This is a genomic window from Streptomyces sp. CA-142005, assembly GCF_050942335.1.
In the GTDB taxonomy this organism is placed as follows: Bacteria; Actinomycetota; Actinomycetes; order Streptomycetales; family Streptomycetaceae; genus Streptomyces.
Window position 1 is genome coordinate 3,062,020 of the sequence record NZ_CP192078.1, and the last position, 17,879, is coordinate 3,079,898.

At 73.2% G+C, this 17,879-nt stretch carries 17 protein-coding genes and 1 pseudogene; 8 read left to right on the forward strand and 10 right to left on the reverse strand.

The annotated features are described in order from the left end of the window. Nucleotides 1-95: 95 nt before the first annotated feature. Nucleotides 96-827, reverse strand: a complete 732-nt coding sequence (locus ACQPXS_RS14575) for a VIT1/CCC1 transporter family protein (protein ID WP_433449616.1) — start codon at nucleotides 825-827, stop codon at nucleotides 96-98. A 258-nt stretch (nucleotides 828-1,085) separates the two neighbouring features. Here ACQPXS_RS14575 and ACQPXS_RS14580 point away from each other — a divergent pair. The 7 genes and pseudogenes from ACQPXS_RS14580 to ACQPXS_RS14610 all read left to right on the forward strand — a co-directional run. Beyond that, nucleotides 1,086-2,096: pseudogene (locus ACQPXS_RS14580) on the forward strand (ADP-ribosylglycohydrolase family protein); the annotation flags it as partial. Nucleotides 2,097-2,665: 569 nt separating this feature from the next. Then, nucleotides 2,666-3,784: an ADP-ribosylglycohydrolase family protein gene (locus ACQPXS_RS14585; RefSeq protein ID WP_433449618.1), complete on the forward strand. Its 1,119-nt coding sequence runs from the start codon at nucleotides 2,666-2,668 to the stop codon at nucleotides 3,782-3,784. 7 nt (nucleotides 3,785-3,791) lie between these two features. After that, the gene (locus tag ACQPXS_RS14590) at nucleotides 3,792-4,994 is read left to right on the forward strand and encodes an ADP-ribosylglycohydrolase family protein (protein ID WP_433449620.1); all 1,203 of its coding nucleotides are present in this window, start codon (nucleotides 3,792-3,794) and stop codon (nucleotides 4,992-4,994) included. Next, nucleotides 4,982-6,400: an ADP-ribosylglycohydrolase family protein gene (locus ACQPXS_RS14595; RefSeq protein WP_433449622.1), complete on the forward strand. Its 1,419-nt coding sequence runs from the start codon at nucleotides 4,982-4,984 to the stop codon at nucleotides 6,398-6,400. Before ACQPXS_RS14590 ends, ACQPXS_RS14595 begins: the two co-directional genes overlap by 13 nt. After that, entirely contained in the window at nucleotides 6,397-7,290 is an 894-nt protein-coding gene (rbsK, locus tag ACQPXS_RS14600; RefSeq protein WP_365326493.1) for a ribokinase, read from the forward strand. The genes ACQPXS_RS14595 and rbsK overlap by 4 nt, the downstream gene beginning before the upstream one ends. Nucleotides 7,291-7,300: 10 nt before the next feature. Further along, entirely contained in the window at nucleotides 7,301-8,527 is a 1,227-nt protein-coding gene (locus ACQPXS_RS14605; RefSeq protein WP_433449623.1) for a CaiB/BaiF CoA transferase family protein, read from the forward strand. Next, entirely contained in the window at nucleotides 8,524-9,336 is an 813-nt protein-coding gene (locus ACQPXS_RS14610) for an HpcH/HpaI aldolase/citrate lyase family protein (RefSeq protein ID WP_433449624.1), read from the forward strand. The genes ACQPXS_RS14605 and ACQPXS_RS14610 overlap by 4 nt, the downstream gene beginning before the upstream one ends. Nucleotides 9,337-9,418: 82 nt before the next feature. Here the strand turns inward: ACQPXS_RS14610 and lgt are convergent, their stop codons facing one another. The 9 genes from lgt to ACQPXS_RS14655 form a co-directional block, all read right to left on the reverse strand. After that, nucleotides 9,419-10,384, reverse strand: coding sequence for a prolipoprotein diacylglyceryl transferase (lgt, locus tag ACQPXS_RS14615; RefSeq protein WP_433449625.1), 966 nt, complete (start codon nucleotides 10,382-10,384; stop codon nucleotides 9,419-9,421). A gap of 102 nt (nucleotides 10,385-10,486) precedes the next feature. After that, complete coding sequence (locus ACQPXS_RS14620; protein ID WP_433449626.1) at nucleotides 10,487-11,263, reverse strand: DsbA family protein; 777 nt, start codon at nucleotides 11,261-11,263, stop codon at nucleotides 10,487-10,489. Between the two features lie 111 nt (nucleotides 11,264-11,374). Then, nucleotides 11,375-12,193, reverse strand: coding sequence for a tryptophan synthase subunit alpha (gene trpA / locus ACQPXS_RS14625; protein WP_433449627.1), 819 nt, complete (start codon nucleotides 12,191-12,193; stop codon nucleotides 11,375-11,377). Continuing rightward, a complete protein-coding gene (gene trpB / locus ACQPXS_RS14630; RefSeq protein WP_351800539.1) occupies nucleotides 12,190-13,473 on the reverse strand; it encodes a tryptophan synthase subunit beta in 1,284 nt (427 codons plus the stop codon). The genes trpA and trpB overlap by 4 nt, the downstream gene beginning before the upstream one ends. Nucleotides 13,474-13,610: 137 nt before the next feature. Next, nucleotides 13,611-13,778, reverse strand: a complete 168-nt coding sequence (gene trpM, locus ACQPXS_RS14635; protein ID WP_351800536.1) for a tryptophan biosynthesis modulator TrpM — start codon at nucleotides 13,776-13,778, stop codon at nucleotides 13,611-13,613. A gap of 21 nt (nucleotides 13,779-13,799) precedes the next feature. Further along, entirely contained in the window at nucleotides 13,800-14,609 is an 810-nt protein-coding gene (trpC, locus tag ACQPXS_RS14640; RefSeq protein WP_323375029.1) for an indole-3-glycerol phosphate synthase TrpC, read from the reverse strand. Nucleotides 14,610-14,744: 135 nt separating this feature from the next. Further along, nucleotides 14,745-15,164, reverse strand: coding sequence for a DUF2752 domain-containing protein (locus ACQPXS_RS14645; RefSeq protein ID WP_433455814.1), 420 nt, complete (start codon nucleotides 15,162-15,164; stop codon nucleotides 14,745-14,747). 145 nt (nucleotides 15,165-15,309) lie between these two features. Further along, nucleotides 15,310-15,570, reverse strand: coding sequence for an HGxxPAAW family protein (locus ACQPXS_RS14650; RefSeq protein ID WP_351800529.1), 261 nt, complete (start codon nucleotides 15,568-15,570; stop codon nucleotides 15,310-15,312). Nucleotides 15,571-15,758: 188 nt separating this feature from the next. After that, nucleotides 15,759-16,397, reverse strand: a complete 639-nt coding sequence (locus ACQPXS_RS14655; protein WP_351800526.1) for a TIGR02234 family membrane protein — start codon at nucleotides 16,395-16,397, stop codon at nucleotides 15,759-15,761. A gap of 261 nt (nucleotides 16,398-16,658) precedes the next feature. Here ACQPXS_RS14655 and ACQPXS_RS14660 point away from each other — a divergent pair, with 261 nt between their 5' ends. After that, the gene (locus tag ACQPXS_RS14660) at nucleotides 16,659-17,876 is read left to right on the forward strand and encodes a S53 family peptidase (protein ID WP_433449629.1); all 1,218 of its coding nucleotides are present in this window, start codon (nucleotides 16,659-16,661) and stop codon (nucleotides 17,874-17,876) included. Nucleotides 17,877-17,879 lie beyond the last annotated feature (3 nt).

The following is a 17,879-nucleotide window of genomic DNA, read 5'->3' on the forward strand; positions in this document are numbered from 1 at the left end:
GGTGGTCACGCGGCCGAAACCAGCGAGTAACGGGCGATCGTGCGGCTGCTGTCGCGCGGCTACTTATGCGGTCCGACGCATAAGTACCGGCGGCGCTATCCTACGGCCGTTCCGAACAGGGTACCCAGGGCGTACGTCACACCGGCGGCCGCGCCGCCCAGCGCGAGCTGCCTGAGGCCGCTGTACCACCAGCTGCGCGCGGTCACCTTGGCCACCACGGCACCGCAGCCGAAGAGTCCGGCGAGGGCGAGCAGCACGGCGGGCCACAGCACGGTCGCACCGAGCAGGTAGGGCAGCACGGGGAGCAGGGCGCCCAGGGCGAAGGACCCGAAGGAGGAGACGGCGGCGACCAGCGGCGAGGGCAGGTCGCCGGGGTCTACGCCCAGCTCCTCGCGGGCGTGGATCTCCAGGGCCTGCTCGGGATCCTTGGACAGCTGCCGCGCGACCTCACGGGCCAGGCCCGGCTCCACGCCCCGGGCGACGTACAGCGCCGCGAGCTCGTCCTCCTCGTCCTGGGGGTGCTTGCGCAGCTCACGGCGCTCGACATCGAGCTCGGCCTCGACCAGCTCCCGCTGGGAGGCGACCGAGGTGTACTCGCCGGCCGCCATGGAGAAGGCACCCGCCGCGAGCCCCGCGAGGCCGGTGATGACAATGGTCTGCTGGCTCACGGATCCGCCGGCCACACCGGTCATCAGGGCGAGGTTGGAGACGAGTCCGTCCATGGCCCCGAAGACGGCGGGGCGCAGCCAGCCGCCGTTGACGTCGCGGTGCGTGTGGTTGTCGCGGTGCGCTTCGTGCAGCGCGGCCTGGGTTTCGATGACGGCCATGCGGGCCCCCCGGATAGCTTAGCCAAAGCTAACTTTGGACGAGTTCTACTTTTCGACAACAAAGAACCTACGCCCCTTCTTCCGCTGCCGCCAGCAAGGAAAGGCTCGGCTAACCTGCGCCTTTACCTGGTTTTGCTCATCCGTGCATGATCTTGCTCAGATGCCAAGTGGGTGACTTCGACCCGGGGAGGCTCGCGGGGCGCGCGCCCCGTGGCACACATCCGCAAAGCGCGTTCCCGGCCCCGAAGGAGTCCGCCCATGGCATCGACCGCCTGCACTCCCCCGGTTCCGGAGCCCGACGACGCCGTCGGGCTCCGTGAGAGGGCCCGGGGCGCGCTGCTCGGCCTGGCCGTCGGGGACGCGCTGGGGGCGCCCGCGGAGAACCTCAAGCCGTCCGAGATCCGCGCCCGCTGGGGTCGCATCACGGGCTATGTGGCCGACGTCCCGTCCGGCACGGACGACACGGAGTACGCGATCTTCTCGGGCCTGTTGCTCGCCCGGCACGGCTCGGCACTCACCCCGGGCCATGTGGAGGCGGCCTGGCACGAGTGGATCGCCGACCTGGCCGAGGGCCCCTTCCGGGGCGCGGGCTTCAGCGAACGCGGCACGCTGGAGAACCTGCGCCGGGGCCTCGCCGCCCCGATCTCGGCCCAGCACCGGCACGCCTGGAGCGACGGTCTGGCCATGCGGGCGGCCCCCTTCGGCGTCTTCGCCGCCGGCCGCCCCGCCGAGGCGGCCCGGCTGGTGGCGATCGACGGTTCGGTGAGCCACGAGGGCGAGGGGATCTACGGCGGCCAGGCGGTCGCGGCGGGGGTGGCGGCGGCGATGACGGGCGCCCCGGTTCCGGTGGTGATCGCCTCCGCCCTGGCGGTGATCCCCGAGGACTCCTGGACGGCGCGCTCCCTGCGCCGGGCGGTGGCCGTGGCCCACCGCGGCGAACGCGCGGTCCGCTCCGCGGTCGTCATCGGCGGCTATCCCTGGACCGACCTGGCCCCCGAGGCGGTCGCCCTCGCCTTCGGCGCGTACGCGGCGGCCGACGGCGACTTCGTCGAAGCGGTCCTCACGGCCGTCAACATGGGCCGCGACGCGGACACGACGGCGGCCCTGGCCGGCGCCCTGTCCGGCGCGACCCACGGCATCACGGCGATCCCGCCCGCCTGGTCTTCCGAGATCGGCCCGGCCCGCGGCCGCTGCCTGCCGTCCATGGCGGGCCACCACGTCCTGGACGTGGCGGAGCTGCTGGTACCGGAGGAGGGCGGGAAATGGGGAATGCGGGTGGTGCTTCCGGGGGTGGTGCCGGAAGGGGCGCGGGCGGAGGTGGTCCGGGCGCAGGTACCGGTGAAGGTGCCGGACGGGGTACCGGCGGAAGTGCCGGGCACGGCGTCGGCTAAAGCGCCGGACGCGGTACGGGAAGCAGCGCCGGGCGAAATGCCGGACGGGGTACCGGCGGAAGTGCCGGGCACGGCGTCGGCTAAAGCGCCGGACGCGGTACGGGAAGCAGTGCCGGGCGCGGTACGGAAAGGGGTGCCAGCGGAAGTGCCGGGCACGGCGTCGGCGAAAGCGCCGGACGCGGTACGGGAAGCAGTGCCGGGCGCGGTACGGAAAGGGGTGCCAGGGGCGCCGGCCGAACCTGCCGCGTCGCTTCCGCCCGCCCCCGAGCCGGGCGACCCGCCCGCGCCCTTCCCGACCGGCCCCGAGCCGGGCGACCGACCCCCGCCCTTCCCGCCGGGCTCCCAACCGGCCAAGTCGGACGGCGTGGCGGGCAAGCGGGGGTCCAGCGGGTGCAGCCCCCTGGTTGGCGCGGGGAACTCCGGGCACCCGGACGGCGAGGGTCAGTCATGACAGCGCGCCGTATCGAGGGACTCCTGCTCGGCCTCGCCGCAGGCGACGCCGCCGGCTGGCCCGCCGCCCGGCACCGGGCCGCCCGCATGCCCGAGTGGACCCGACGCCTCACCCGCGAGCTGGACACCTTCGCCGAGCAGAACGCCACCACCACCCTCCCGGTACCGATCGCCCTCAACCAGCCCCCCGAACCCCTGCGCCTCGGCCCCTCCGACGACGCCGAGTGGGCGGCCTTCGCCGCGGAGGCGATCCTCCGGGCCGGCACCGACGACGCCCTCGGCGACCTCAGCCGGGAGCGCCGTACCCGCGCCGCCATCGACCTCACCTGGACCGCCGTGGCCGCGGAAGTCGCCGCCGCGGCGGACCGCGCACCCGAGGTCGAGTCCGCCGTACTCCCCCTGCGCGCCCGCATCTCCGTCCGCGCCGGCCTCGGCAACCTCGCCACCGGCCTGCGCCCGCCCGCCACCGGCCACGACAACCCGCACTACTTCGACGACGCCGCCTGTGTCCGCGCCTGCGTCCTCGCCGTCGCCCACCCCGGCGACCCCGAACGCGCCGCCGCCCTCGCCGAGTTCGACGCCCGCTACACCCAGGACGGCGACGGCGTGCACGGCGCGCGCGCCATGGCCGCCGCCCTCGCGCTCGCCCTCGCCGACGCCGAGACGGGCACCTGTGTGACCGCCGCGCTCACCGAGCTCCCGCCCGACACCGAGATCGGCCGCAACGCCCGCCACGCGCTCGCCCTCGCCGAGGACGGCGAGTCCGCCTTCTCCCTCGTCCCGCTCCTGGAACACCAGATCGTCGACCACGTCTACAGCTACGGCATCGCCGCCGCCGAGACCGTCCCGGTCGCCCTCGCCCTGGCCACCGCCGCCCGCGGCCGTATCGCCGAGGCCGTACCCGCCGCCGCCTGCCTGTCCCGGGTCGCCGACTCCGCCCCCGCCCTCGCGGGCGCCCTCACCGGAGCCCTCGGCGGCGGCGCGGCCATCCCGCAGACCTGGCGGGACGCCTGCCGCACCCTGTCCGGCTGCGCCCTGCCCCGCCTCACCGGCACCGACCTGGTGGAACTCGCCGGACTCCTGGAAGCCGCACAACCGGTCCGCCCAGGAGGATGATTCGGGCATGACGCCCAAGGAGTCCAAAGGACTCAAAGAAGAAGAAAGCAGCGGTCCCTCCCTGCCCGGTCTCGACGACCGGATCACCGGCGCCCTCGTCGGAGCCGCCGTCGGCGACGCCCTCGGCGGCCCCGTCGAGGGGTACTCCCCCGACCAGATCGCCGAGCGCCACGGCGGCCGCGTCCACGGCGTCGTCGGCCCCTGGCACGGCGACGACTGGCGCACCGCCCGCCCCATCGCGCCGTACCACAAGGGCGACGGCCACGTCACCGACGACACCCTGATGACGCATGCGCTGATCCGGGTGTACGCCCGCGTCCGCGACCACCTCGACGCGTACGCGATCGCCGACCACCTGGTCCCGGACCTGATGACGAACCCGCGCTGGATCCCGGAACTGGAGACCGAGACGCTGCCCCTGCACCGCCTCTTCCTCGCCGAGAAGTGGCTCGTGGCCCGGCTGGCCCACGCTCACGCCGATCCCCGGGAAGCGGGCGTCGGCAACATCGTCAACTGCGGCGCGGCGATGTACATGGCCCCCGTCGGCCTGGTCAACGCGGCCAACCCGGCCGCCGCCTACGCCGAGGCCCTGGACATCGCGGGCGCGCACCAGTCGTCGTACGGCCGTGAGGCGGCCGGTGTCCTCGCCGCGGCCGTGGCCGCCGCCGCGACCCCGGGCGCGACGCCGGACTCGGTCGTCACCGCCTGTCTGTCCCTGGCGAAGGACGGCACGCGCGAGGCGATCGAGAAGGTCTGCGAAGTGGCCCGCGGCCACAGCGACTTCGAGTCGGCGCTACGGCCGCTGCGCGCGGCGGTCGCCCCGTACGACACCGTCGGCCCGGACTACCGCGCGCCCTCCCTGGCCGCCCGCCGCCCCTCCCGTCTGCACTCGATCGAGGAACTGCCCATCGCCCTCGGCATGCTGCTGGTGGCCGGCGGCGACTACCGGCACGCCGTACTCGGCGCGGTCAACTACGGCCGCGACTGCGACTCGATCGCGACGATGGCCGGCGCCCTCGCGGGCGCGCTGGGCTCGCCCGTCCCGGAGGACTGGGCGAAGACGGTGGCGGAGGCCAGCCGGCTGGACCTGTGGGAGCCGGCCCGCACGCTCACCGAGGTGGCGCGGGAGGTCTTCGAGCGGGACGTACGGCGGCGGCGCGCCCACGAGCGGGCGTTCACGGCCCTCGGAGGCACCGCATGCTCCGACTGACCTGGGTCCAGCCGGAGGACCTGCTCGGCCACGAGCTCCGCCAGGCCCGCCTGGACGGGCGGGAGCCGTCGGCGATCGAGGCGCGGTGGCGGGCGGCGGGCGGCCCGGACGCGCCGGCCCGGGCGGGCGCGTCCGCCCACGGTGTCTCCCGGTATCTGCGCCTCCTCGCGGAAGACCTCCTGGACGAACTGGCCGACCTCCCGAGCGGCTTGTCCCACGACGAGCCGACGGATCTGGCCCGCATCAAGTCCCTGTGCACGGACTGGCCGAGTGCCCCCTCCGTGGGAGGCACCCCGCCGGCGCGGGCAGGCGACCCCACCTCCACCTCCGCCCCGGCCACGCCGGCCCCCGCCCCGGCCGCCCTCGAAGCCGCCTGGCTCGGCCGGGCCATCGGCTGCCTCCTCGGCAAACCCGTCGAAAAGCTCCCCCTCGACGCCATCCGCGCCCTCGCCCAGGCGACCGGCAACTGGCCCCTGACCACGTACTTCACGGCCCGCGGCGTCCCGGAGGACCTGCTCGCCGCGCACCCCTGGAACCGGCGCTCGGCCGCCACCTCCCTCGCCGAGAACATCGACGGCATGCCCGAGGACGACGACCTCGACTACCCCCTCCTGAACCTCCTGCTCCTGCGCCGTCACGGCAAGGCCTTCACCACCACCGACGTGGCCCGGCTCTGGCTGGACGAACTCCCGCCCGGCCGCACCTTCACCGCCGAACGCGTCGCCTACCGCAACCTCCTCACCGGCATCGAACCCCCGCACACCGCCCGCCACCGCAACCCCTTCCGCGAGTGGATCGGCGCCTCGATCCGCGCCGATGTGCACGGCTGGACCAACCCCGGCGATCCGGCGGCCGCCGCCGAGCAGGCGCACCGCGACGCGGTGCTCACACACACCGCCAACGGCGTCTACGCGGCGATGTTCACGGCCGCCGTCATCGCCACCGCCGCCACCGGAAGCCATGACGTCCACGCCTGTCTGCGCACCGGCCGCCGGGTGATCCCGCCCCACTCCCGGCTCGCGCGGGCGATCGACCACGCCGTCCGGCTGGCCGGGTCCCACGAGGACTTCGACGACGTGGTGGACGAGCTCCACGCCCGCTACACGCCCGCCCATCACTGGGTGCACGCCATCCCCAACACCGCCCTGCTCACCGCCGCCCTCACCCACGCGGACGGCGACTTCACCGGCTCCATCCGCCGTGCGGTGTCGGGCGGCCTGGACACCGACTCCAACGGGGCGACGGCCGGCAGCGTCGCGGGACTGCTCGCGGGCGACCCCGCCGCGCTCCCCGACCACTGGCGGGCCCCGCTGAAGAACCGGCTCGCCACCACCGTCGCCGACTTCGACGGCACCGGCTTCGACACCCTCGCCCACCTCACCCACCTGGAGGCGACCCGACCATGACCCACATCGTCGTCCTCGGCAGCACGAACATGGACCTCGTCACCTATGTCACGAAGGCCCCGCAGCGCGGCGAGACCGTGACGGGACGGGAGTTCCGCACGATCCCCGGCGGCAAGGGATCCAACCAGGCGATCGCCGCGGCCCGCGCCGGCGCCACCGTCTCGATGATCGGCGCGGTCGGCAACGACGCCTTCGGCCTGCGGCTGCGCGACACCCTCGAGCACTCCGGCGTGGACACCGACTTCCTGCGGACGGTCGAGGGCCCGTCCGGCACCGCGCACATCGTGGTGGACGACGAGGGCGCCAACTCCATCGTCGTGATCCCCGGCGCGAACGGCACCGTCGACCACCTCTCCCCCGGCGACGAGGGCCTGATCGCCTCCGCCGACGCCCTGCTGCTGCAGCTGGAGATCCCGCTGCGCGCGGTGGTCCTGGGCGCCCAGGCGGCGCGCCGGCACGGGGTCCGTACGGTGCTCACCCCCTCGCCCGCCCAGCCGCTGCCGCCCGAACTCCTCGACGCGACCGACCTGTTGGTGCCCAACGAGTACGAGGCGATCACCCTCACCGGCCGCACCGACCCGCGCGAGGCCGCCGCCGATCTGCTGCACCTGGTGCCGGAGGTCGTCGTCACGCTGGGCGCGACCGGCAGCCTCTACCTGGCCCGGGGCACCGATCCGCTGGTGATCCCGGCACCGCAGGTGACCGCCGTCGACTCCACGGGCGCCGGTGACACCTTCGTCGGCGCGCTCGCGGTGGCCCTCGCGGAGGAGAAACCGGTGCGGGAGGCACTGTCCTGGGCTGCGGCCGCCGCGGCGATCTCCGTGCAGCGGGCCGGGGCGTCGGTGTCGATGCCGTACCGCCCGGAGATCGACGCCCAGTTCACCGCGTGAGGTGCGACGCATGAGGTTCGACGCAGAGGTACGACGCATGGGTACGACGGCTCCACCGCCCCTCACCGGTCTGCGGGTGCTGGACCTCGCGACCCTCTTCGCCGGCCCGGTGGCCGCCACGCTGCTCGGCGACTTCGGCGCCGAGGTGATCAAGGTCGAGCATCCACGCCGGCCCGACCCCTCCCGTGGGCACGGCCCGGCCAAGGAGGGCGTCGGCCTGTGGTGGAAGGTGCTCGGCCGCAACAAGCGGACCATCACCCTGGACCTGTCCACCCCGGGCGGCCGTGCCACCCTGCTCCGGCTCGCCGCCACCGCCGACGTCGTGATCGAGAACTTCCGCCCGGGCACCCTGGAGAAGTGGGATCTGGGCTGGACGGAACTGGCGGCCGCCAACCCCCGGCTGGTCCTCGCCCGGGTGACGGCCTTCGGCCAGTTCGGGCCGTACGCCCACCGCGCCGGCTTCGGCACGCTCGCCGAGGCGATGAGCGGCTTCGCCGCGATCACCGGCGAACCGGACGCGCCGCCCACGCTCCCGCCCTTCGGGCTCGCGGACTCGGTCGCGGGCCTGGCGACCGCCTACGCCGTGCTCACCGCGCTGGCCGCACGGGAGCACACCGGCGCCGGTCAGGTCGTCGACATGGCGATCATCGAGCCGATCCTGTCGGTCCTCGGCCCCCACCCCACCTGGTACGACCAGCTCGGCCACGTCCAGGAACGCACCGGAAACCGGTCCGCGAACAACGCGCCGCGCAACACCTACCGCACCTCGGACGGCCACTGGGTCGCCGTCTCCACCTCCGCGCAGTCGGTGGCGGAGCGGGTGATGCGCCTGGTGGGCCGCCCGGAGCTGATCCGGGAACCCTGGTTCGCCACCGGCGCCGACCGCGCCGCCCACGCCGACGTCCTGGACGAGGCGGTCGGCTCCTGGATCGCCGCCCGCACCCGCGCCGAGGTCCTCGCGGCCTTCGAGAAGGCGGAGGCGGCCGTGGCCCCGGTCCAGGACGTCCGGGACGTCCTGGCCGACCCCCAGTACCAGGCGCTGCACACGATCACCACCGTCGACGACCCCGAGCTGGGCCCGCTGCGCATGCAGAACGTCCTCTTCCGGCTCTCCGCCACGCCCGGCGCGATCCGCTGGGCCGGCCGCCCGCACGGCGCCGACACCGAGGCCGTGCTCACCGAACTGGGCCTCACCCCCGCCGAACTGCGCGCCCTGCGCGAGGAGGGCGCGTTGTGACCCCGCACCCGCTCACCTGGCTCTACGTCCCCGGCGACCGCCCGCCCGTGGTGGCCAGGGCGCTGGCCGCAGGCGCCGATGTGGTGGTGATCGACCTGGAGGACGCCGTCGCGCCGGAGCGCAAGGAGTACGCCCGCGCGGCCACGGCCGAGCTCCTCACCGGCCCCCCGCCGGTCCCGGTCCACGTCCGTGTCAACGCCCTGGACAGCCCCTGGTCCGCCGGTGATCTGGCCGCCCTGGCCGCACTCCCCGGACTGGCGGGCCTACGGCTGCCCAAGGTGACCGCCCCGGCCGACATCAGGCAGGTCGCCACCGCCACCCCCGTGCCGCTGTACGCCCTGCTGGAGTCGGCCCTCGGCATCGAGCACGCCTACGCCATCGCCACCGCCCACCCCGCCCTGCGGGGCATCGCCGTCGGCGAGGCGGATCTGCGGGCCGACCTCGGGGTACGGGCCGACGCGGGCCTCGACTGGCCGCGCTCCCGGGTGGTCGTCGCCGCCCGCGCGGCCGGCCTCGCCCCACCGCCGCAGTCGGTCCATCCAGACATCCGGGACCTGGACGGCCTCGCCGCCTCCTGCGCCCACGGCCGTTCCCTCGGCTTCCTGGGCCGCGCCGCCATCCATCCCCGGCAGCTCCCGGTGATCGAACGGGCCTACCTTCCGACCCCGGCAGAGATCGAACACGCCGAGACGATCATCAAGGCGGCCGCGGCGAAAGAGGGCGCCCAGGCCCTGCCCGACGGCCGCTTCATCGACGCGGCGGTGGTCACGATGGCCCAGCGGACCCTGTCACTGGCACGCAGAGACTGACCCCGCACCGCCACGGCTCGCCCGCACGCATCGAGGGCGCCCGAACAGCTTCGGGCGCCCTCGATGTCGTAGAACAAACGCGTCAGCTCTTCTTGGTCGCCGACCCGGCCTCGTCCTTCGCCTCGGCAACCTCCGCGGCCTCCGTGGCTTCCACGTCCTCCGGCTCGGCCTTGTCCTCCGCCTTGTGCTCGGCCTCGTCGGCGCCTTCCGCACCGTCGGCCGGACCGTCGGGGACACCCGGCTCGACGACGGCCTCCCTGCCGGGCCGCTTCTTCGCCGACACAACGATGTACGTCACCGCCAGCAGGAACACGATCAGCGCGGTCCAGTCGTTCAGGCGGAGGCCCAGGATGTGGTGCGCGTCGTCCACGCGCATGTACTCGATCCAGCCCCGGCCCACGCAGTAGGCCGCGACGTAGAGGGCGAACGCGCGGCCGTGGCCGAGGGTGAAGCGGCGGTCGGCCCAGATGACCAGGAGAGCCACGCCGATGCACCACAGGGACTCGTACAGGAACGTCGGGTGGTAGTAGCCCGGCACCCGGCCGCCCTCGGAGGAGGTGATGTGCAGCGCCCAGGGAACATGCGTCTCACGGCCGTACAGCTCCTGGTTGAACCAGTTGCCCCAGCGGCCGATGGCCTGCGCGAACGCGATGCCGGGCGCGACGGCGTCGGCGTACGCCGGCATCGGGATGCCCCGGCGCCGCGCGCCGATCCACGCGCCGAGAGCGCCGAGCGCGATCGCGCCCCAGATGCCCAGGCCGCCCTGCCACACCTTGAAGGCGTCGACCCAGTCACGGCCCGGGCTGAAGTAGAGCTCGTAGTCCGTGATCACGTGGTAGAGCCGGCCGCCGACCAGACCGAACGGCACAGCCCAGACCGCGATGTCGGCGACCGTGCCGGACCGCCCACCGCGGGCGATCCAGCGCTTGTTGCCGAGCCAGACGGCGACGAAGACGCCGATGATGATGCAGAAGGCGTAGGCGCGCAGCGGAATGGGGCCGAGGTGCAGCACCCCGTGCGACGGGCTGGGAATGTAGGCAAGTTCCATGGCAAGTCCGACGCTACCCTGCCGGGCCGTGGTGACGGCAAGCAGCCCGGCTACGGGTGCATAACGGGGGCGTGAGAAATACGGGCGGCGGAAGGAAGATCCTTACCCGCGGTTGGCCGCCTCCACCATCTGCTTGAGCTTGGCCGGGGTCATGCCCTGCTGCTGGTAGATGTTCTTGCCGTCGAGCAGGACCGTGGGCGTGGAGTTGAGGCCGCTGGTCTGGAAGGCCTTGTGGGACTTGTCGACCCAGCTGTCGTGGGTGCCGTCCTTGACGCACTTCTGGAAGGCGGGGGTGTCCAGGCCGGCGACCTTGCCGGCCAGCTCGATCAGCTTGGCGTTGTCCGCGAAGGCGTCGTCGGTCTCCTTGGGCTGGTTGGCGTACAGCACGTCGTGGTAGTCGCGGAACTTTCCGGCGTCCTGGGCGCAGGCCGCGGCGTTGGCGCCGCGGAGGGAGCCGGTGCCGCGGAGGTTGCCGTCGATCAGCCGGACCAGGTGGTACTCGATTCTGAGTTTGCCCGAGTCGACCAGTTCATGGAGGGTCGGGCGGTAGGCGACCTCGAAGACCTGGCAGGCCGGGCAGCGGACGTCCTCCCAGACGGTGAGCGTCGACTTGGCGCCGTCCTTGCCGACCGGGATGGCGAGGCTGTCCTTGCCCTGCGCGCCCGAGGGCACCACGACCGGGCCCGCCTTCTCGCTGCTCTTGTTCTTGCCGGCGTTCGCGGCGAGCACGCCGATCACCGCCGCGAGGCCCAGGACGCAGACGATGCTCGCGCCCACGATCAGCGCGCGCCTTCGCTTGTCCGCGGCCTTCTGCTTCTCACGCTCGACCGCCAGCCGCTCCCGGGCGGTGCGCTTTCCGTCACGGTTCTTCTCGCTCACACCCCCAGAACGAACCGGGGAGGCGCAGCGCGCCTCCCCGGTTCCAGGTCCACTCGTTCGAGTGACCGAATGTTCTGACGGGGGTGTTCTGATAGGGAAAGTGACCTGCGGTCACGCCTGTTCGCGCACGCCCTTCGCCAGCTCCCCGGCCAGCTCGCGGACCGCCTCCACGCCGGCCGTGTGGTCGGGCGCGTCCAGCATCCGCTTCACGAAGGCCGAGCCGACGATGACGCCGTCGGCGAAGCCGGCGACCTCGGCGGCCTGAGCGCGGTTGGAGACGCCGAGTCCGACGCAGACGGGCAGCTCGGTGCCGGTGGCGCGGGTGCGCTCGACCAGGTTCCGGGCCTGCGCACCGACGGATTCGCGGGTGCCGGTGACGCCCATCAGCGAGGCCGCGTAGACGAAGCCGCTGCCCGCCGCGGTGATCTGGGCGAGCCGCTCGTCCTTGCTGCTCGGCGCCACCACGAACACGGTCGCGAGGCCGTGCTTCTCGGCGTGCTCCCGCCACAGCGCCGACTCCTGGACGGGCAGGTCGGGCAGGATGCAGCCCGCGCCGCCCGCCTCGGCCAGCTCGGCGGTGAACCGCTCGACGCCGTAGCGGTCGATGGGGTTCCAGTACGTCATGACGAGCACGGGCTTGCCGGTCGCCGCGTACACCTCGCGGACCGTGCGCATCACATCGGCGATCTTGACCCCGCCGCGCAGGGCGATGTCGTCGGCGGTCTGGATGACCGGGCCGTCGAGGACGGGGTCGCTGTGCGGCAGGCCCACCTCCACGACGTCCGCCCCGCCGTCGAAGACGGCCTTGATCGCCTCGATGCCGCCGTCCACGGTCGGGAACCCGGCCGGGAGGTAGGCGATCAGCGCGGACCGGCCCTCGGCCTTGGCGGCGGCCAGGGTGTCCGACAGCAGCTGGATGTTCCCGCTCACTTGGCGTCCCCCTCGATCTCCGCGGTGTCGGCTTCGTCGGCGGCCACCTCGGCGTCGGTGTCGTACAGGCCGAAGTAGCGGGCGGCGGTGTCCATGTCCTTGTCGCCGCGGCCGGACAGGTTGACGACGATCAGGCCGTCCTTGCCCAGCTCCTTGCCGACCTCCAGGGCACCGGCGAGGGCGTGGGCGCTCTCGATGGCCGGGATGATGCCCTCGGTGCGGGACAGCAGACGCAGCGCCTGCATGGCCGCGTCGTCGGTGATCGCGCGGTACTCGCCGCGGCCGGAGTCCTTGAGGTAGGAGTGCTCCGGGCCGATGCCCGGGTAGTCCAGGCCGGCCGAGATGGAGTACGGCTCGGTGATCTGGCCCTCGTCGTCCTGCAGGACGTACGACCGGGAACCGTGCAGGATGCCCGGCTCGCCCGCGGTCAGGGTGGCCGCGTGCTCGCCGGTCTCGATGCCGTGCCCTGCGGGCTCGCAGCCGATGAGGCGGACGCCCTCGTCGGGGATGAAGGCGTGGAAGAGGCCGATGGCGTTGGAGCCGCCGCCGACGCAGGCGATCGCGGCGTCGGGCAGGCGCCCCGCGCGCTCCAGGAGCTGGCGGCGGGCCTCCACGCCGATCACCCGGTGGAAGTCGCGGACCATGGCCGGGAAGGGGTGCGGGCCGGCGACCGTGCCGAACAGGTAGTGGGTGTGGTCGACGTTCGCCACCCAGTCGCGGAACGCCTCGTTGATGGCGTCCTTGAGCGTACGGCTGCCGGACTTCACCGCGACGACCTCGGCGCCGAGCATGCGCATGCGGGCCACGTTCAGGGCCTGGCGCCTGGTGTCGACCTCGCCCATGTAGATGGTGCAGTCGAGGCCGAACAGGGCGCAGGCGGTCGCGGTCGCGACGCCGTGCTGACCGGCGCCGGTCTCCGCGATCACGCGGGTCTTGCCCATCCGCTTGGTGAGCAGCGCCTGGCCGAGGACGTTGTTGATCTTGTGGGAGCCGGTGTGGTTCAGGTCCTCGCGCTTGAGGAACACGCGCGCGCCGCCGGCGTGTTCGGCGAAGCGGGGGACCTCGGTGAGGGAGCTGGGGCGGCCGGTGTAGTTGACCATCAGGTCGTCGAGCTCTCGGGCGAACTCGGGGTCGTGCTTGGCCTTGTCGTACTCGACGGCGACCTCGTCCACGGCGGCGACGAGGGCCTCCGGGATGAACTTGCCGCCGAACGCGCCGAAGTAGCCTTCGGCGCTGGGGACTTGACCCTCCGGGTCGGGGTAGAAGAAGTTGCTGGGCATGCCAAACCTCACGGTGAGTGCGTGTGAAAAGACACTATTCGCCGTGGGGGCGGGGATTTGTCCGTTGGCCGCGGACCGTCAGTGGCTTGTCGCGCCCGCGCGGCGGTAGCCGCACATCGAACAGAGCCCCGCGCCCCTTAGGTCGGCTGCTGCCATCGCATGCCGTTGACCTGCCCGGGCTCATCGCCGATGACGTACCGCACCCTGCGGCCGTGGACACGCCGGGCCGGGGCGCGGCAGCCCCTCGGGCGGCAGCCACGCGCCAGGCGGGCGTACCGGTCCACGGTCGTCACGGTGAGAGTCATCGGGATCAGCCTACCGGGTGATCAGCTCCGGCCGTGCCGCAGCGCGGGATGTTCACCCGCGGCGACCAGGTCGGCGACGGCGGTCTTGGGGTCGCGCCCGGTGACCAGGGACTCGCCGACCAGGACCGCGTCGGCGCCGGCGTTGGCGTAGGCGATCAGGTCGTGCGGGCCGCGGACACCGGATTCAGCGACCTTGACGAGGTGGTCCGGGATCTCCGGCGCGACCCGCTCGAACGTGCCGCGGTCGACCTCCAGCGTCTTCAGGTTGCGCGCGTTGACGCCGATGACCTTGGCGCCCGCGTCCACGGCCCGCTCGACCTCGTCCTCGTCGTGCACCTCGACGAGCGGGGTGAGTCCGATCGACACCGCGCGCTCGATCAGCGACTCCAGGGCCGGCTGGTCCAGGGCGGCCACGATCAGCAGCGCGAGGTCGGCGCCGTACGCCCGGGCCTCCCACAGCTGGTACGACGTGACGATGAAGTCCTTGCGCAGGACCGGGATGTCCACGCGCGCGCGGACGGCCTCCAGGTCGGCCAGCGAGCCGCCGAAGCGGCGCTGTTCGGTGAGGACGGAGATGACGGCCGCGCCGCCCGCCTCGTAGTCAGCGGCCAGCCCGGCCGGGTCGGCGATCGCCGCCAGCGCGCCCTTGGAGGGGCTGGAGCGCTTGACCTCGCAGATCACCTTGACGCCGTCGCCCTTGAGCGCGGCCACCCCGTCCTTGGCGGCGGGAGCCTTGGCCGCGCGCTCCTTGAGCTCGTCGAGGCTGACGCGTGCCTGCCGCTCCGCGAGGTCGGCACGGACTCCGTCGATGATCTCGTCGAGCACACTCACGCGAGCGGCCCCCTTTCCTGACGGTGGTTCCTTCAGGTTTTGAAAACCCGTGGTCACTGCGATGGTATCCGCACCAGCGCGGAGCCCTCGCATCCGGTGGACACCGGTCCCACTACCTGGACCTTCCCGATGTGATCAAGGGTGCAGCCAGCCACCCGACGGCAGATTCCGGACAGCCGTGAACACCAGCAGCAAGGCGCCGACCGCCCACAGGTGCGCCGGCCGCGGGTCCAGCCGCAGCGGCCGGCCGCGTACGGAGTGGACCACCCATACGGTCCACAGCACCGCGAAGCCCAGGTAGGCGGCCACGCCCAGCGCGTTGTCGCGCAGCGCGGTGAGCAGGTCGCCGTGGACGAAGGCGTGCGCGCTGCGCAGTCCGCCGCAGCCGGGGCAGTACAGGCCGGTGAGCCGGTACAGCGGGCAGACCGGGTAGTGACCGGGTTGGTTCGGGTCGACCGTGCCCACGTACGCGAAGGCCCCGGCGACGGCCGCGAGGAGTCCCGCCGGGACGGCGAGGCGCCGCCACGGCGGGCTGACCGGGACGTGAGGGGTCACGTGCGGGAACGGACGGCTCTCGGCGTTCACCTCAGCATTGTCTCCGGTGCACGGGCACCGCGCGCGCCGGTCCGCCCGCCTTGGACCACGAAAGGCGGCCCGCACCTTGTGCAGGTGCGGGCCGCCCCTCGGGAAGACCGTCGGCTCAGCTCTCGACGCCGGCCGGCTCACGGGTGGTGAGGGGGGCGCCGCTCATCTTGAGAGGGGCCTGCTTCGCGCCGAGGCCCATGGCGCGCATGATGCCGCCGACCACCGCGCCGCCGAGGATGAGCACCATGCCGGCCCAGAAGCCGACCGGCTGGGCCATCACCATGAAGGCGCCCGCGACGCAGAAACCGATGAAGGAAATGATGACACCGGTCCAGGCGGCCGGGGTGTGACCGTGGCCGTGGCTGCTGCCCGCCATGTCTGTGCTCCTCGTTGCTGTGTACGTGTCCCAGAGAGCGGCGTACGTCTCGTACGGCTCCGAGCCCGACCGTCACTGTCGTCACTGTCCGAGCCGGACGCTCGTCGTCCATTGTCCCGTACGGGCGCCCGTGCCGGACGCGGGGGTGGCGTCTGTTTCGCCACACCCGGCCCGCCGGGTGCGGCGGCTCAGGCCCCGGTGGGGTCCTCGCCGCGGTCCAGGGCCTTCCAGATCTCCTCGGGCCGTTCCGGGTCGACCGGGCGGGCCTTGCGGCGCGGACGGTCGGCGCCGCGCTCATAACGGCCGGACATGGCGGGCCACCGGGCGCCGTAGCGCAGCGCCAGCAGGCCGGCCAGCAGGATCAGCAGGCCGCCGGCGGCCGCGACGTAGGGCCAGCCGGTGTGGCTGAGCGCGGCGACGGTGGCGGAGGTGTCGCCGCTGGCCTGGGCGGCCTCCTCGTCCAGCGCGGAGCTGTCGGAGGCGCCGGTGAGCGCGGCGGCGACGATGCCGGCGCCGGACAGCGCGAGCAGCCCGGCGACGACGAACCGGCCGGCCCTGCGGACGGCGAAGACGGCGACGAGCGCGGCGAGGCCCACTATGGCGAGGGCCGCGGGGACACCCGTGACGTCGCTGCCCTTGACGTTCAGCGGGAACGGGCCGCCGGCCACCGTCGCGGTGCCCTCGGCCCAGCGCTGCCGGGTCGCGAGCAGCGCCACGGCCGCGCCGAGCGCGCCGCACAGGAGGGCCACGGCGAGGCTCCGCCGGCCGGACCGGACGGGCGCGGCGGCTTCGGTACGAGGGTGAGGTACGGCAGTCACGTACTCCACTATCGCCTGAACCCCCGGCGAACCGTCACCCGGGTCCGTCAAGCCATGGGCGGGTCGAATCTCGGCCATGATCCGCCCAGGAACGGCACATGAACGTCCCAGGAACCGCAAAGGAACGTTCTTGCTTCAACATCCATCTTGTTGACGTGGCCCCGCCATCCGTACGTTCTGCGCCACCACGGCACGACACCACGCGCTGTGGTGGCACCCGCGCACCCCCCACAGCCCTTCCCGATCCACCCACCTCGTGGAGGACGTAAGTTGCGCAGAACCGCTTCCCTCGCCGCCGTGGCCACGCTCGCCACGGCCGCCCTCGCCCTGGCCGCCCCGCTCGGTCAGGCGGCCCAGTCCACCGCCTCCCCGTCCCACGGTGTCAGCGTCGCGCACGCCTGCGCCGCCCCGACGAAGGGGGAAATGGCCTGCAACGCCCTCAAGGTCACCGCGGGCACCCCTAAGTCGGCACACGCCGAGAGCGATCTGACCGCGGCCGCCGCACCCGCCGGCTACGGCCCCGCCTCGCTGCAGGCGGCGTACAACCTGCCCTCCACGAGCGGCGGTTCGGGCCAGACGGTGGCGATCGTCGACGCCTACGACGACCCGAGCGCCGAGTCCGACCTCGCCGTCTACCGCTCCCAGTACGGCCTGCCCGCCTGCACCACCGCCAACGGCTGCTTCAAGAAGGTGGACCAGAACGGCGGCACCAAGTACCCGCGCGGCAACTCCGGCTGGGCCGAGGAGATATCCCTCGACCTCGACATGGTCAGCGCGGCCTGCCCGAACTGCAAGATCCTGCTGGTGGAGGCCAGTACGGCCACCATGACCAACCTGGGCACGGCCGTGAACACGGCGGTCAACCTGGGCGCGAAGTTCGTCTCCAACAGCTACGGCGGCTCCGAGTCCTCCAGCGACGCGACCTACGACTCCAGCTACTTCAACCACCCGGGCGTCGCCATCACCGTCTCCTCCGGTGACAACGGCTACGGCGTCGAGTACCCGGCGGCGTCCAAGTACGTGACGGCCGTGGGCGGTACGTCCCTGAAGACGGCCTCCAACTCGCGCGGCTGGACCGACACGGTGTGGAGCGGCGCCGGCTCCGGCTGCTCCGCCTACGACGCCAAGCCCAGCTGGCAGACGGACTCCGGCTGTGCGAAGCGCACGGTCGCGGACGTCTCGGCGGTCGCCGACCCCAACACCGGTGTCGCGGTGTACGACAGCTACGCCCAGGGCAGCGGCTGGATGGTCTTCGGCGGCACCAGCGCCTCCGCCCCGCTGATCGCGGCGACCTACGCGCTGGCCGGCACCCCGTCCGCGGGCTCCTACCCGGCGTCCTTCCCGTACGCGCACACCTCGGCGCTGAACGACGTCACCAGCGGCTCCAACGGCAGCTGCGGCGGCTCGTACCTGTGCACCGGCACCACCGGGTACGACGGGCCGACCGGGCTCGGCACCCCGAACGGCACCGCCGCGTTCACCGGCTGAACT